The following is a 14,899-nucleotide window of genomic DNA, read 5'->3' as shown; positions in this document are numbered from 1 at the left end:
ATGCTCGTACAGTGTAATGGTTATTGGTCGTCGGCTTAAACCGGCCAGCAGCGAGGTGAACGGATGATGGGGCAGGCAATGGACCCGGATTGGCTGGCGGCCATGCGTCGGGTGCGTCGAGCGGTGGTGTTCACTGGAGCAGGGGTTTCGGCTGAAAGTGGGATCGCAACCTTTCGAGATGCGCTGAGCGGACTGTGGGCGCGTTACGATCCAGCCAGCATGGCTACGGCCGAGGCCTTTGCCGCTGAGCCGGATCTGGTCTGGGGCTGGTACCAGTGGCGCCTGCGACAGGTCGCCGAGGCCCAGCCCAACCCGGCCCATCGGGCGATTGCAGCACTGGCGACGCGGGTCGAGCAGTTGACTGTGGTGACCCAGAATGTCGATGATCTGCATGAACGGGCCGGCAGCCGCGATGTTATTCATCTGCATGGCAGCCTCAGTGCTACCCGCTGCTTCGACTGTGCCCGGCCTCATCCGTTGTCGAATGACGTGCTGGCCGAGGTGGTGGAAGGGCAGCGGATCAGTCCGCCACAGTGCGGGTTCTGTGGGGGCTGGATTCGTCCCGGGGTGGTGTGGTTTGGCGAGATGCTGCCGGACGGCGCCTTCGAGCAGGCGCTGGATGCTGCTGGCAAATGCGACCTGCTGCTGGCGGTCGGCACTTCCGGGCAGGTCTATCCGGCAGCTCATATTCCCCAGCACGCCCTGGCCTCCGGTGCCTGGCTGGTGCACGTTAACCCTGACTCAATCGCGCCGCGGGCCGAGCGCGAGCGGTCACTGCAGGGACCGGCGGGGCACTGGCTGCCGCAGTTGCTGGAACTGATTGGGGGTGTCGATGATTGAACTGCACTGGTTGCGCGAGCATATGCAGCACTGCCCGACGCTGGCCGCCTGGCTGCATGCACAGTTTGATTATGAGTTTGCCAGCCAGAGCCTGACGGACTGGCAGCAGGAGTTCGCCGCCGGCCAGCTCAACGGTGACTGGCCAGCACTGGTGGCGCTTGAGGGCGAGCGGTTGCTGGGTGGCGCGGCCTTGGCGCGGGATGATCTGCCCGAGCGGCCAGAGCTGGGGCCTTGGTTGGCATGCGTCTATGTGCAGCCTCAGGTTCGAGGTCAGGGCCTGGCCGAACGGCTGATCGAGGCGATCATGGCCGAGGCACGCCGCCAGGGCTATCAACGGATTTACCTGCACACCCATGACCTGCGCGACTATTACGTCCGGCGCGGCTGGCAGGTTATGGAGCAATTTCAGGCCTGGCGGGGCGATAACTGGTTGATGCAACGTGAATTATTCTGAGCCCAGGTTCCCTCGACCACGGATTCTCGGGGTGCTGAGTACCGATTGGAACCGTAACCCGGATTTTGCCGGGGTGTATTCGTACCTGCGTCCCGGCGGCACGCCGGCTGATCGGGAGCGGCTGGCTGGCGAGATCGCGCCGCGGCTCTGGCTGGCCGGTGAATACACATGGGCGGCCGGGCCGGGCACCTTGCATGGCGCTTTCTTCAGTGGCGAGCGGGCGGCCCGGCAGGTGCTTGCCAGTGGTCTGGCCGGGCCTGCTTCGGTGCTGGTTATCGGTGCCGGTCTGGCTGGGCTGGCGGCGGCGCGCAGCTTGCACCGGGCTGGTGTGGCGGTTCGCCTGCTGGAGGCTGGCCCGCACGCCGGAGGGCGGGCCCGCTGTGATAGCCGTCTGGGCATGCCGCTGCCGTTGGGCGGCGCCTGGTTGCATGGCGAGCAGGGTCACCCCCTGGCAGAGCGGGTGAGCTATATCGCTTCTGGATCCTGGGATTATGCCAATACCTATATCCTGGGCCAGGGCCGGCTGGAGCCTCTCCTGTACGAGCGCTTGCAGGCACGGTTGGCTGGCATTGAGCAGCAACTGGATCAACAGCCGTCAGCGGCGGATACCTGTTTGCGAGACAGTCTGACGGCCATTGATCTGGCCGATTGTGATCGGGTCGAGCGGCTGGTGTTGAACAGTTGGTTGCGTCTGGAATATGCCAGCCTGGTTTCGGCCCCCTTGGCTGATCTGAGTACCCGGCACCGGGCCGAGGATTTCCATTTGGCGGGGAGCAACCAACTGATTACCGGTGGGCTGTCCGAGTTTGTCAGCGAGCTGGCCGCAGGGCTGGATATTCGCTTCGGCCAGCGGGCACTGCAGTTGGAGTCGGCTCAGCGGCAATGGCTGGTCCATTGCGAGCAGGGTGAGGTTTGGTCGGCCGATGCGGTGATTGTCGCCACGGCAGTGGGCCCGGTGCGGGACCAGCGCCTGCGCATTCAGCCGGAGTTGCCGGCCCCGGTACGCCAGGCGCTGAGGCGGATCGGTTCGGGCTGTGTCAGTAAGACCTTCTTTCATTGCGAACGTCAAGCCTGGCCGGCAGGACGGGGGTTCATGCTGGCTGCCGAAGAGCCTCCAGTGTTTGACTCGCTGGTGGATGTCAGTGATGTAGCTGGTGCCCCTATGTTGTGCGGCTTTGCCAGTGGCGAGCAGGCGCGACGGGTGGAAGTTATGTCCGATGCAGAGCGCTGTCAGGCGTTGGAGCAACTCATGACTGAGGCGGGCATCTGGTCTTAGCCTAAAGAGGGATTGAGCGCTGCTGACCGACTGGTTAGGGTCGGGGCTTTGCTGGCCGGAGTAGCCAATGCCTGTCTTGTCCTATCGCACCCTGCTGTTGACCGCCCTGGCCATGCTGGCGTTTGCCGGCAACTCGCTGCTGTGCCGCCTGGCACTACGTGATACGGCCATCGATCCCGCCAGTTTTACCGCCCTGCGACTGGCTTCCGGGGCCGTGATTTTGCTGCTGTTGCTGCGTTTTGGCAGCGGCCGGATGGCGCTCCAGGGCAACTGGTCTGGGGCCTTGGCCTTGTTCGTCTATGCTGGGGCGTTCTCGTTGGCCTATCTGCATCTGGATGCCGGGGTCGGTGCGCTGATTCTGTTCGGTTCGGTACAGCTTGGCATGAGTGGCTGGGGGCTGCTCAAGGGGGAGCGGCTGACTCGATTGCAGGCCGCGGGATTGACGTTGGCGGCGCTGGGACTCGGGTTGTGGCTGTTGCCTGGCAGCAGTGCGCCGGCGCTGTCGGGCACCCTGCTGATGGTACTGGCCGGGCTGGCCTGGGCCTGCTACTCATTGATTGGTCGGCGCGCTGGCGATCCGCTGGCGAGCACCGCCGGTAACTTTCTCCGCGCCACTCCGTTAGGGGTGTTGATGCTGTTGGCCTTTGCCGGGAGTTGGCAGGTCGATGGGCTGGGGCTGTTGTACGCGCTGTTGTCAGGGGCGCTGACCTCGGGGCTGGGTTATGCGCTGTGGTATGCCGCGCTCAAGGGCCTGAGTGCCATCCAGGGCGCCAGTGTACAGCTCAGCGTGCCGGTCATCGCCGCGTTGCTTGGCAGTCTGCTGCTGGCGGAAAGCCTCAGCCTGCGTTTGCTGCTGGTATCGGCCATGACTCTGGGCGGGATTGGTTTGGTGTTGTGGGGACAGGCCCGGCGCTATTAGCCGGTAGCTCGGTGCCGGGGAAGGCACCGAGCTTTGTTGGCTCAGCCTGCTGCAGCGGCCAGAGCAGCGCTGTGGCGCTCCTTGGCGCGGGCCAGTGGCACCGAGACAGCCAGCAGAGTGAGGATGACCGTAACAGCAATAGCCCAACCGGTCAGGGTATAGCCGCCAATCGAGATCAGCATGCCGGAGATAGCCGGGCCTACCGCGATACCCAGGGTTAGGAAGCTGCCGCAGGCGGCGACCACCCGGCCTTCTCGATCGAGCGAGGCGGCCAGTGCGGTCAGGTAGGCCAGGGTGTAGAAATAGGTGGCCGCAATCATCATCACCGCAATGGTGTACATGGTTTTCGAGGCTTCACCCAGAACATAGCCGAGACTTGAGGCGCCACACAGCAGGATACCGATGATCACCGGGGTACTCATGCCGAAGCGCTTGCCGATGATTGCCGCCAGCAGCGGCCCGATCAGGCCGACAAAAGCCTGCAGCGAGAACAGCATGCCCAGGGTTTCACCGTCGTAGCCGACCCGTACACCGACCTGCTCGACGAACGCCCAGCCCATGGTGTCACGGGTTGAGAACAAAAACATGGCGGCCATCATGCAGATTGCTACGGTGGACAGCAGCTTGCTGTTGGGGGCGTGATGGTGATGAGTGTGATGCTCGACACTGGCCCGTTGCGGCATCTTCAGGATCAGCACAGCCATCACTCCCTGGGTTATGGCCATTGCGTAGTACAGTCCAGCCAGACCGCTGCTGGCCATAGCGCTGGCAAAGGCCAGCATTACTACAATCATCAAAGCAACGAACAGAACGTTCATGTAGCCTGCAACGTTGTCCGGGTCGCGGGCGCTGGAGACGCAAGCGTTGCCGCAGGCTAGTGCCAAGCCGGCGCCAATACCGGCAACGCAACGCAAAGCGGTGAGCAGATAGGCATCGGTGATGCTTGCCGAGATCAGATTGGCGGTAATAGCAATGCTGGCGCCAATCAGGGCAATGGTCTTGCGTGGTGCTCGACCCATGATTGGGGCTATGAATAGTGAGGCGAGCATGGTGAAGATGAATTCGGCCGACAATAGAAAGCCTGCCTGGGCTTCATCCAGACCCAGGTCGCTCATCACGGCGCTGATCAGAAACGGCAAGGCTAGCAAGGCCAGCAGGCCGACCCCGTAAGCGGCGGCGAAGGCGGAAAACACCAGGCTCCAGCTTTCTGGCATAAAGTGACGCAGATTTTTCATGGGAAGTCCTCTCAAGCAATGGTCCTGAAGGGCGCTGGGCAGGCATAACCAGTACTCGATCCGAGCTGCGGTACCGGTTTTCCTGCGCCTGTTGGCGCGCTCCATAGGCGGTTTTGTCTTCTGTGGTCTGGCCTATCGGTGGTGTGAACCCGTGCCGGCCTGAGGCGGTCCGCGTGGGTCTGCTTTATTACAAGCACGGCTCGTGCCATATTTCATATGAGTTTAAATGTATTTGTTTTTGTGACTCTAATGCGCTTCTAAGCCCTCTGGCGTGGGGAGATACTGCCCCGGGTTTGTGCGTGATGGTATGGGTTTGCCCCACGATGGGGTCAGAGGCGGCAGAAGCGGTTGTTACAGAGTGTAACCTTAATAAGCTAATGTAATACTTTATGGTAACAACGGTAGCACTAAGCTACCGTTGATTGGCCGGTGAGGAACTCAGGCGGCGCCCGCTAACTGACGGATACAGGGACGCTGGACCAGTGCCCAGTGTGAAGCCTGCTCACCCAGGTCAACGACCGTGCAGTGATTTTCGCTACGCGACATGGCATGCCGGGCCAGCTCGCCGGCAGTCCAGTTTGCAGTGTTGGCTGCTACTACCCGGCCTTCATCGGTGACAATGAAGGCTTCATGGCTCATTTTCAGCAGCCCAGAGACCAGAATGCGCTCGAAGCGACCGAGGGCGATATCGGCCCCGGCAATGCCGATGAAGCGCCCGTCGACATTCAGCGGCTGGGCGAAGGTAAGAATATAGGTGTCCTGCCCGTAGAGGTCGATATAGGGGCCGATGACAACCCGCTGGCCAGTACTGCGCGGGCGGGTGAACCAGGGCATGTCGCGGTAATTGTAGTAGCTGTCACTGCTGCGGTTGAAGTTCAGATCCAGTGGGGCGATGCGACCGTTGGTGGTCAGGTGTCGCCACTCGCAGTACATCTCCTGATCCTGTAGCACGTTAGGTTCAAGCACCACTCCTGTACCTTGCAGGCAACTTCTGGGGGCTGCCAGATGGCTATCGATCAGTGGTCGCAGGGACTTCAGGTCGCGTGCAGCAGGTGCCTTGCCGGGTGAGCCTTGCTGCTGCCAGATGGCACAGACTTCTCGGGCCAGGATGTCGATCTGGGCGAAGATGTTACTGATGGAAACGTCGATCCGTGAGATGCAGTCCTGCAGTTCGCGGTTGAGTGCGTCTTCGGCCATGGCCTTAACCCTCGCTGTGCCTGACCTAGTGAGGTTTCCCGAGGAAATAACGGGATCAGGCGGGAGATTTTTGATGTTGGTCAAAAAATAGCAGGCAAGGGTTATGCCAATCATTCAGTCTCAGAGGATAAAAGCTCCAGTTTGAGGCTGATCAGGCGCTTGATGCCCCGGTTGACGTGTGCTTCAGCCAAGGCTCCAGCCAGCGTTGAATCGCCGCTGATGATGGCATCCAGAATGGCCTGATGTTCCTGTTGCACTGTTTCGGGGTTTGGTGTTGAAGCTGATGGCAGCCACAGAAGCTCACCGACTTCCGCCTGTAGGCGAATTTCCGCATGGGTCAGGCGCACCGATTGCGAGGCTGCAGCCACCTCAATATGAAAGCGAGCATCGGCCCGGCGCCGCTCGCGCCGGCTTTGGGCTTCGCCCAAGGCCGCGATGTAGTGAGCCAGGTGTTGGTGGTGCTCTTCGGTGCCGCGTTTGGCTGCCAGGCGTGCGGCGGTACCGGCGATGGCAACGTGTTCATCACCGAGGTCGCGCAGTTCGATGGTGCTGAGTTCGTTGAGTTGGTCGAGCAGTATGTCGGCGGGAATTTCTACCGAATTACAGACGAAGCTGCCGCCGTTGCGGCCGCGTCGGGTTTCTATCACACCGCGTTGCCGCAGATAGGCTAAGGCCTCGCGCAGGGTGACTGTGGCGACGCCGAACTGCATGGCCAGCTCGCTTTCGCTGGGCAGTTGCTGGCCTTCGGAATACAGGCCCAGATCAATGGCTTCCATCAGGCGTCGAACAACTTCTTCAGTTCGACCTTCCTGACGAAGGCGCATGAAGGAGCCAGCGTTGGGAGTGGATTTTCCGTTCATGGTGCGTGCAGCCTTGTGTGATCATCCTGCCCGAAGGGCTCAGACAGATCCATCTGTGTCTTCGGATGGAATGCAGTCTATCAGAGTTGCCGCACCAGGGCTGCACGCTTATGGTCCGCCCTGGTGCGGCGGACCACAGGCACTGCTGGTTTAGAGGCCCTTGGATACCGACAAGGTCAGATTGCCGTTGCAATAGCGGCTCTTGCCGTACCAGGCGGCACAGGTCGAACCTTTGAGATTGGTGTCCGAGTACATCAGAGCCCACTCCAGTCCCAGCAGGGTTTTGCCCAGGGTTACGGCCCAGTCACGGTAGGTTTTGCCATTGTCGGCCGGCGGATTGAGCGGATCCTTGGTGTCTGTGTGTCCCATATGCAGCTCAAGGCCTAGATCATAGGGCAGCTCGAAGGCATAGCTGACATAGGTATACAGAGCGCTCTGGGGCTCATAAGCGTACTTGCTGCCGATGGTCAGGCCCTGAAAGCTGAAGCTGGCCAGAATCTCATCGACACTGGCGGCACCGCCAGCCTTGGGATAGGTATAGGTCGCCCAGGCCAGGTCATAGCTGAGGTTGTCGCTGAGCTGGCCGGCGAAACCCAGGTAGTAGTCGATCTCGATGCTGGCGCCGAAGGTGTCGGCATCGACATTCGAGGCCCAGGCCCCGATGTAGAGCCCTGACTCATGGGCAAAGTCGAGGCTGCCCTGAATCGCGCCAGCTCCGGCGGTCTGTGACTGGCCGCGCCAGATATAGTCGCTGGCCAGGGTCACACTCATGCTGGCATCAATGCTGCCAAGTGGGGTGTCAAAGGACTCTGCACTAGCCGTGAGAGCGGTGCCGAAGATGAAGGCGGAGCACAGGCAGGTTGTTGTTTTTTTCATGGTCTCTCCTCGCGAGTGGGCGCGCCGGTCAGGCCCGGCGCGTGACAGTAAGGCCTGCCGGGCGGCAGGCCGGAATGAGCATCAGAACGGATAACTCAGGCTGGGCATCCATTTGTGCCAGAGGGCCTGCAGCTCACCGCTGCGCTTGACCTCGGCCAGGGCCTGGTTGACCGCCGTCAAGCGCTCGGGGGCCCCCTTGCGGACCGCAATGCCCCAGGCGTTGTTGCTGGGCACGGTGAATGCAATGGCCAGATCGACCTCTTCGGCCAGTGGCACTAGCGCGACGTCATCATCGACGAAGGCATCGATGCTGCCGGCCCGCAGAGCCTTGACCATATCGCCCAAGACGTCCTCGGAGTCACCGGCGAACGGCACCGTAATGCAGCCGTTGAAGGTTTCTGCCAGCGCCATATTGAGGCTGTTGGCGATGGCTCCGACGCGCTTGCCGATCAGATCCGTGGGACTGCTGATCGGGCTGCCGCGCAGCACCATGACGGCTTCATCAAAAACAGCGTAGGGCTCGCTGAAATCGGCCAGGCTTTTGCGGTACTCGGAGATTCCCTGACCGCAGAGCAGAATGTCGCCGGTCTCGGCTTCCAGGGCCGGATAGAAATCGGCCCAGTTCTGGTAGACAAAGCGGGTTTCCTGGCCGAGCTTGGTGCCCAGCAAGCGGGCGACATCGGACTCGTAGCCATGCCGGTAGCCGTCGGCGTCCTTCCAGAACAGCGGCGGAGCGGGCAGGTCGGCGCAAATCACACGGAAGGGAGGGCTCATGGCAGGTACTCCACATACATCTTGCGTTCCCAGTCGGTGACATAGGAACAGAACCGGGCCCACTCATCAGCCTTGAGGTCACGATAGAGCTGAGCCATATCGGCGGGCAGGGCAGTGCGGATCACTGGGTCCTGGTCGAAGGCCTGAATTGCGTCACCCAGGGTTTTCGGCAGGATCCGTGCAGGGTCAGGGGCGCTGGGGATGCTGTTGCTGTTGTCTGGAGCGCCGGGCTCGATTCGGTTTTCCAGGCCATCGCGCATGGCGGCCAGCAACAGGGCATGCGACAGATAGGGGTTTACACTGGCGTCGGGGATCTTGTATTCCAGTCGGCCGTTGGCCGACAGCCGAACGGTGCAGGTCTTGTTGTCCATACCCCAGTTGACGCAATTGGGGGCGAACAGCCCGGCATCCCAGTAGCGTTTGTAGGAGTTGACCGTCGAGGCCATGATCATCATCGAGCCGGGGGCGTGCTTGAGTACGCCACCGAGTGCATGCAGGCCGGTATCGGTCAGGTGCAGGTCGCGCCGGCCAGACTCAGCCAGCACGTTCTGGTTACCGCGCCAGAGGCTGAAGTTGTGGTGACAGCCGTTACCCATGCTGCCAGTGGTCGGCTTGGGCATGAAGCTGGCCTGAACGCCCATCTCGCGAGCGACCTGACGGCAGATCAGACGATAGGTCATCATTCGGTCGGCGGTCAGTTCGCAGTCATCGAACATCCAGTTCAATTCCAGTTGCCCGGGATCCTCGTAATCACCTTCGATCATGTCCAGCCCCATGGCGCTGGCGTATTCCATGACCTTCTTGAAGATTGGTCGCATCAGTTCCAGGTTGCCCAGATGGTAGGCCGGGCTTGCACCTGGGCGGACGTGTACTTCCAGATCCTTGCCCAGCCAGGACATTTCCGGCTCCAACCCGGTTTTCAGGGTCAGTCCGGTATCCTGGGTAAAGCGCCGATGGCTGTCGATCAGCAGGCTCCGCGGGTCGGTGGCCAGGGTCTGGCCGCCGATCTCCGGGCGGTGCTCCGGTTCGTACAGGCGGCAGAAGAACGCGCCGAGTGAACGATCCCAGGGCAGTACATTGAAGCTGCCTGCGTCGGGCATGGCGGTGAATTCGGCCGCCTGGGCGCCGCCGCCGAGCAGGACCCCTTCACGGGTACTTTGCAGGTCGGAGATCGCGGTGCGGTGGAACTGGACACCTTTGTCCAGATTGCGCAGCAGATGCTTGGCTGGAACTACTTTGGCGATGACCCGGCCGGTCAGTGTGACCACCTGATAGTACAGATACTCGACACCAGCATCACGAATACGCGCGGCCAGGTCTTCGGCAACTCCCGAGCTGGTGTTGTGTTCTCGATGCAGATCTAACGCTGTCATGTGAACTCTCCTTTGACGCCGGCATGGGCAAGGCGAATGCGGCGAATCATGTTGTGGGTCCTGCGCGGCTGTGAGCAGTGATGTGCGGCAGGAACAATTTAAATTTAAAATATGGGTTTATAGTTTTCAATATAAATTTCGGGTTTTGTCGATTTTCTTCTGGATGTCCGCAGAATGGATTGATTTATATGGGATCTAAAAGAGGTGGGTGCGCAGCAGAGATAAAAAAGCCGGCCCCGATGAAGCGGGAGGCCGGCCAAGGAGAATAATTTGAGCTATTTAAAGATTCTGTCTAATAGGTTTAATCTAGGGTTGAGGTGCATGCTGGCGGAAGAACTGCGCGGCCCAGCGAGCAACGCGCTGGTTGTCGATGCACAGTTGTTGCAAAGACGTCAAAGCATGATCGGCAACCTCGGCACTGATCAGATTGCCGCTATAGCGCTCGGCTAGAGCGCTGACATAGTCCGGGTTGAATTCGGGATGGTATTGCACCGATAACGCTGGAAAACAGTAACCCAATACGCCGTTTGGGCAATGATCTGAGCCGCCCAGCACCTGGGCTGCGGGAGGCAGTTCGACAACCTGGTCCTGATGGAAGATCAGGTTGGCACCAGCTCCTGGCCCGTGCCCATTGTCCCGGTATGCTTGAGCTCCGACCCCCCAGCCCTGTTCGGCCTTGCGGGTGTGACCGCCGAAGGCGTCGGCCATTATCTGGTGACCAAAGCAGATACCGAACACTGGTTTACGTAGGGTTTTCAGCTGTTGCAGGAAGGTGATCAGCCGCTGCATCCAGTTAGCCTGCTCGTAAACACTGTGTTTGGAACCGGTCAGCAGATAGCCATCGAAGGCCTCGGGAGCTGGCAGCGGCTCTCCACGCACTACCGATACCTGGCTGAAACGGGCCTCGGGCAGGGCCGGGGACAACCACTGCTCGATCATGGTTGGGTAGGAAGCAAAGCGGGTTTGCAATTCCTCCGGTACCAAGCCGTTTTCGATAATGCATAGCTGCAAGGGGCGATTTTCGGTGTGACTCATAGTAGCTCAAGCCTCTGGTAGAAAAAGACGGACGCGGCTTTACGTGGTCAAAGTTCCGCCAGCGTCTGCTTGAGCCAGCTCAGGGCTATCTCGCCGGGCAACTCACCGCTGGAGGCATCATGTACGCCTCGTTGACCGAATTCGCAGGCACCTAATGTGGCCAGCTTGTCGGCAATGATCTGACTTCCCCGATTGAAGGTTTCATAGAAACTGTCGCCCAGCCCGAACGTAGCAAAACGCACTCCAGTCAAGTCCGGAGCCTGGCTGTCCAGATGCTGGAAAAAAGGTTGTGCAGAATTGGGCAATTCGCCATCGCCGTAGGTTGAGCAGACCACGATCAGCACGTCATCGGTGGCTATTGTAGCCGGATCAAAGTGCGCCATGTCATGGCCGCTGGATTCAAAGTCCTGGCTCAGGGCATCGACCAGATCATCGGCGACCATTTCTGCGTTGCCGGTTTCGGTTCCGTAAATCACCAGTATCTTCATGGCTGCTGTTCTCCAGTCATTGTGGGGCGGGCAATCTCCAGCATGAGTGCCAGGTCGCTGATTTTTTGACGCAGACGGTTGGCCGGAGCCTTGGTGGTCTCCTCGGCATCCAGGCGTTTCCAACCGGCGTAATCGGTACAGTGCTGCAACAGTTCTCTGGGTAGGGCATCAAGCCCGGGTTTGCCCATTGGTAGTTGTTCAGCGTCACTGATGATGGTGTCGGCAACTTGCCGGGAGTCGAGCCGGTTGTCCGGAATGGTGCCGTGTGGGCCACGCTTGAACCAGCCGGCGCAATACAGTCCAGGTTCAAGCCGGCCGTGAGCTGGATTAGCATGCTGGCCAGCCAGGTGTTGCTGACTCAAGGCCTGACCATCATGTTCGGCAAATCCGATTGCAGTGATAATGCTGTCGGCGGCTAGCTGCAGGGTCTCGTCACGGCTGGCGCTGGCCCGAAAGCGCATACCTTGAACCCGTTGCTCACCGTCGATCTGCTCAGGACTCCAGCCGAAGTGAAAGGCGATTGTGCGGCGCGGTGGCTGGCTGGGGTTGTGCTCAGCCAGCAAACGCAAGGCTTCGATCTTGGCCTGGGCCAGCCTGTCGTCACTGTCGCAGTGCAGATACTTGGTCTGAATTTCAAAACGTACCTGCTGTAACTGAGCGAGTTCACGCAGCATGACCGGGTCGAACTTGGCCTGATCAGGCGCGGAGCGGCCAACGATATCGATCCGCGCCAGCGGTTGGCGCTGAAAGTGGGCCAGCGTGCGGGCAGAAACCTCAGAGCCGCCGAATTCCTCTGCCGTTTTGCTGAGCAGACGCAGGACGTCGATGGCGACATTGCCGTTACCGATGATCAGGCAGCGCTGGCCCAGTTCGGGTTGGAAGCCGACTTCATCCGGGTGGTCGTTGAAGCGTCGGGTCAGGCGTCCGGCACCGTAGACACCGGGCAGATGCTCACCGGGAATCCCCAACTGGCGGTCGGCATACAGGCCCGTAGCCAAGACTACGATATCGAAGGCGGCGCGCAGTGTGGCGAGCGGCAGATGCTGACCAACCTCGAGGTTGCCAATAAAGTGAACTCCTTCACGCTCGAACAACCGGTCGAACTGGCGAGTTACTGCTTTAGTGCCGGGGTGGTCGGGCGCCACCCCATAGCGTACCAGGCCGTAGGGGACGGGCAGGCGGTCGAGCAGACATACCTGGCTGGCTGGCCAGTGCTTGCGCAGCGCCTGAGCCAGATAGCAGCCAGAGGGACCACTGCCCACAATGGCAATGCTGGGCGAGCTCATGGCTGCGGTACCGGATCAAACTGAATCGGCAGGCTGATTGGGCCGGTGTTGCCGCTGTCCGGCAACCATTCGGGGGTTCCCTTGTAGCGCGGACTCTTCATCCGTTGCGCCAGCAACGCCAAGGCCACTGTCATGTCGCCGCGGGCGATGAAGTGGCCGATACAATGGTGAGCGCCGGCTCCAAAACCGAAGTGCGGGCAACGCTTGGCAGTGATGTCGAACTCGGGATTATCGAATGCTCGTGGGTCGGTGCCTGCGGCCTGGCTGAACAGATGCACGGTGGTGCCCTGTTTGATTCCCAGGCCCTGATAACTGAAATCCTCCAGAGCCTCTCGGGTTACCCAGGTTACGGTCGGGCGTATCCGCATGACTTCTTCGACCGCCGCCCGGGCCAGTTCGGGGTCATCGCCTAGCAAACGCCATTGTTCGGGGTGCTGGATGAAGGTATCCATGGCCAGTGCGATCTGGTTGCGGGTGGTATCGATGCCGCCGAAGATAGCCAACACGATCATGTCGTACAGCTCCTGATCGCTGAGCGCATTTTTGTCTTCCTCATTGGCACGTACCAGGCTGCTGAGAAAGTCCTCGCCCAGGCCTTGGCGCTTGAGGTTGGCTACCGCCTGTTCGGCATAACCAAACAGGCGGTCAGTGGCGGCGTTGATAATGGCTTCGTCACGCTTGAAGGTCACTCCCAGCGCCAGGCCCATATCCGAGGCAAGCTTGGCAAGAGCCTTCCATTCACTACGTGGTAGTCCGAGCAGGGTGCAGATGACCTGGGTGGCGTAGGGCTCTGAGAACTGTGAAACGAACTCACATTGACCGTCGGCTATGAAATCGCCGATCAGCTCGTTGGCGATTTCCTGAAATGCTGGGGTCAGGGCCTTGACCAGTTTTGGAGAAAAGGCCGGGTTGGCCAGACGCCGCAGGCGCGAATGATCGGCACCTTCCTTGCTCAACAGCATGCGCATCCACCAGTCGGAAAAGCTGCCGGTGGCGTTATTGTGAGCAGGCCAAGCATAACTGCCCTGGCGCAGACGTTGGTCGCGTAGCAGCTTGTTAACCTCGTCATAGCGCAGTACTGCAATGCCGTAGGGTGTGCGGGCGTACCAGCTCTTTTCCCGAGCGGCCAGCACCTCAGGCGAACGCATAGAGAATGCCGGGTTGGCCACATCCAGATAGGGTGCATCATCGGTTGACGACGGGGTAGCGGTAGACATTCAACACCTCCGTTAACGGGTTCAGCCTGGTTGTTTGGTGTGGCTGACCGTAGGTTTAGGGGTGGTGCCGAGGCTGGTTCAGGCACCAGAAAGTGATTTCAATTTAAAATATGGTTTTATATCTTTCAATAGCTGTTTTGCTTTTTACAAGGATTTTTGCGGCTTTTTACCAAGACAGAGGTAGTGACCGGCTGGAGTCTGTTAAGAAATGCGCATCACTATTGGCATGGTTTGAAATATAAGATATGGTTTCATAAGTTTTATTCGATGCCGGAGCCATTCCATGAAAACCTCTCGTGCTGTAGCCATTCTCCACGCCCCCGGTGACGTTGCCGGGACGCTTCCCGAGCTGTTGGCTGAGCAGGGAATTGATCTGGAACTGCTCCAGGTCACTGATCCATTGCCGGCCCCGGAAACCCTCGATCTGCTGCTGGTGCTGGGCAGTCCTGAGTCGGCTTACGATCAGAGTTTGCCTTGGCTTGCTGCAGAGCTGGCCTGGTTGAAACGGGTCCAGGGATACGGAGTGCCTACTCTAGGGATCTGTTTTGGTAGTCAGATCCTGGCCCGGGCTCTGGGCGGGCAAGCTGTGCGCAATCGCCAAGCTGAGATCGGCTGGACTCCTTTGCAGTGTCTGGTCCGCGACGAGTGGCAACATCCTGGGCCATGGCTGAATTTTCACTTCGATACCTTCCGGCTGCCGGCGACCGCCAGCTTGCTGGCTGAAACCGATCTGGCCCCGCAGGCATTCCGCCAGGGACGGGCGCTGGGTGTGCAGTTCCACCCGGAAATCACTGTGTCGATGTTCGATACCTGGACCAATTACTGGCGAAGTAGTCCGCAAGGCCAGCAGTTTCTCGCCACCGCCGGTGATCTGCCCGAGCGCATGCGGGCCGAAATCGGTCTACGTGCGGCGGACAATAAGGACAACTGCCGGCGCCTGCTGGCGGACTTTCTTGAGCGTTTCTAACGCCTTAGCCACTCCTCAGAGGTTGACTGCATGACCGGCATTACTCGTGAAACCTGGGAACAACGGGCCCGCGCCTGGCAGATTCAAGGTCAGGCCTTCATC

At 60.1% G+C, this 14,899-nt stretch carries 15 protein-coding genes; 5 read left to right on the top strand and 10 right to left on the bottom strand.

Going from position 1 to position 14,899, the window contains the following annotated elements; all coding sequences use genetic code 11:
* Positions 1-63: 63 nt before the first annotated feature.
* From C2846_RS15480 to C2846_RS15465, 4 genes are all read left to right on the top strand, one after another.
* Positions 64-840, top strand: coding sequence for an SIR2 family NAD-dependent protein deacylase (locus C2846_RS15480; protein WP_119701894.1), 777 nt, complete (start codon positions 64-66; stop codon positions 838-840).
* On the top strand, positions 833-1,294 hold the full coding sequence (locus C2846_RS15475; protein ID WP_119701893.1) for a GNAT family N-acetyltransferase: 462 nt from the start codon (positions 833-835) through the stop codon (positions 1,292-1,294). The genes C2846_RS15480 and C2846_RS15475 overlap by 8 nt, the downstream gene beginning before the upstream one ends.
* A 31-nt stretch (positions 1,295-1,325) precedes the next feature.
* Positions 1,326-2,570 (top strand): flavin monoamine oxidase family protein, encoded by a 1,245-nt coding sequence (locus C2846_RS15470; RefSeq protein WP_165443842.1) that lies wholly within the window; start codon positions 1,326-1,328, stop codon positions 2,568-2,570.
* A gap of 76 nt (positions 2,571-2,646) precedes the next feature.
* Positions 2,647-3,489 (top strand): DMT family transporter, encoded by an 843-nt coding sequence (locus C2846_RS15465; RefSeq protein ID WP_080051594.1) that lies wholly within the window; start codon positions 2,647-2,649, stop codon positions 3,487-3,489.
* Between the two features lie 41 nt (positions 3,490-3,530).
* On the opposite strand, the gene C2846_RS15460 is transcribed toward C2846_RS15465, so the two are convergent.
* The 10 genes from C2846_RS15460 to C2846_RS15415 all read right to left on the bottom strand — a co-directional run bounded on the left by C2846_RS15460 (position 3,531) and on the right by C2846_RS15415 (position 13,830).
* The gene (locus C2846_RS15460) at positions 3,531-4,724 is read right to left on the bottom strand and encodes an MFS transporter (RefSeq protein WP_080048545.1); all 1,194 of its coding nucleotides are present in this window, start codon (positions 4,722-4,724) and stop codon (positions 3,531-3,533) included.
* A 438-nt stretch (positions 4,725-5,162) separates the two neighbouring features.
* On the bottom strand, positions 5,163-5,921 hold the full coding sequence (locus C2846_RS15455) for a cache domain-containing protein (RefSeq protein ID WP_119701891.1): 759 nt from the start codon (positions 5,919-5,921) through the stop codon (positions 5,163-5,165).
* Between the two features lie 110 nt (positions 5,922-6,031).
* Positions 6,032-6,781 (bottom strand): FadR/GntR family transcriptional regulator, encoded by a 750-nt coding sequence (locus tag C2846_RS15450; RefSeq protein WP_080048543.1) that lies wholly within the window; start codon positions 6,779-6,781, stop codon positions 6,032-6,034.
* Between the two features lie 150 nt (positions 6,782-6,931).
* A complete protein-coding gene (locus C2846_RS15445; RefSeq protein ID WP_119701889.1) occupies positions 6,932-7,657 on the bottom strand; it encodes a TorF family putative porin in 726 nt (241 codons plus the stop codon).
* Positions 7,658-7,738: 81 nt separating this feature from the next.
* Positions 7,739-8,431: a substrate-binding periplasmic protein gene (locus tag C2846_RS15440; RefSeq protein ID WP_080048541.1), complete on the bottom strand. Its 693-nt coding sequence runs from the start codon at positions 8,429-8,431 to the stop codon at positions 7,739-7,741.
* On the bottom strand, positions 8,428-9,804 hold the full coding sequence (locus tag C2846_RS15435) for a glutamine synthetase family protein (RefSeq protein ID WP_080048540.1): 1,377 nt from the start codon (positions 9,802-9,804) through the stop codon (positions 8,428-8,430). Before C2846_RS15435 ends, C2846_RS15440 begins: the two co-directional genes overlap by 4 nt.
* A gap of 306 nt (positions 9,805-10,110) precedes the next feature.
* Positions 10,111-10,839, bottom strand: coding sequence for a type 1 glutamine amidotransferase (locus tag C2846_RS15430; RefSeq protein ID WP_165443841.1), 729 nt, complete (start codon positions 10,837-10,839; stop codon positions 10,111-10,113).
* Between the two features lie 47 nt (positions 10,840-10,886).
* Positions 10,887-11,327, bottom strand: coding sequence for a flavodoxin domain-containing protein (locus C2846_RS15425; protein WP_080048539.1), 441 nt, complete (start codon positions 11,325-11,327; stop codon positions 10,887-10,889).
* The gene (locus C2846_RS15420; protein ID WP_119701888.1) at positions 11,324-12,613 is read right to left on the bottom strand and encodes an FAD-dependent oxidoreductase; all 1,290 of its coding nucleotides are present in this window, start codon (positions 12,611-12,613) and stop codon (positions 11,324-11,326) included. The genes C2846_RS15425 and C2846_RS15420 overlap by 4 nt, the downstream gene beginning before the upstream one ends.
* Positions 12,610-13,830: a cytochrome P450 gene (locus C2846_RS15415; protein WP_119701887.1), complete on the bottom strand. Its 1,221-nt coding sequence runs from the start codon at positions 13,828-13,830 to the stop codon at positions 12,610-12,612. The genes C2846_RS15420 and C2846_RS15415 overlap by 4 nt, the downstream gene beginning before the upstream one ends.
* 283 nt (positions 13,831-14,113) lie before the next feature.
* On the opposite strand from C2846_RS15415, the gene C2846_RS15410 reads away from it, so the two are divergent.
* A complete protein-coding gene (locus tag C2846_RS15410) occupies positions 14,114-14,797 on the top strand; it encodes a type 1 glutamine amidotransferase (RefSeq protein WP_080048537.1) in 684 nt (227 codons plus the stop codon).
* Positions 14,798-14,899 lie beyond the last annotated feature (102 nt).

It is taken from the genome of Pseudomonas jilinensis (assembly GCF_003586265.1).
GTDB lineage: Bacteria > Pseudomonadota > Gammaproteobacteria > Pseudomonadales > Pseudomonadaceae > Halopseudomonas > Halopseudomonas phragmitis.
This window is presented reverse-complemented; position numbering and strand designations above follow the sequence as displayed.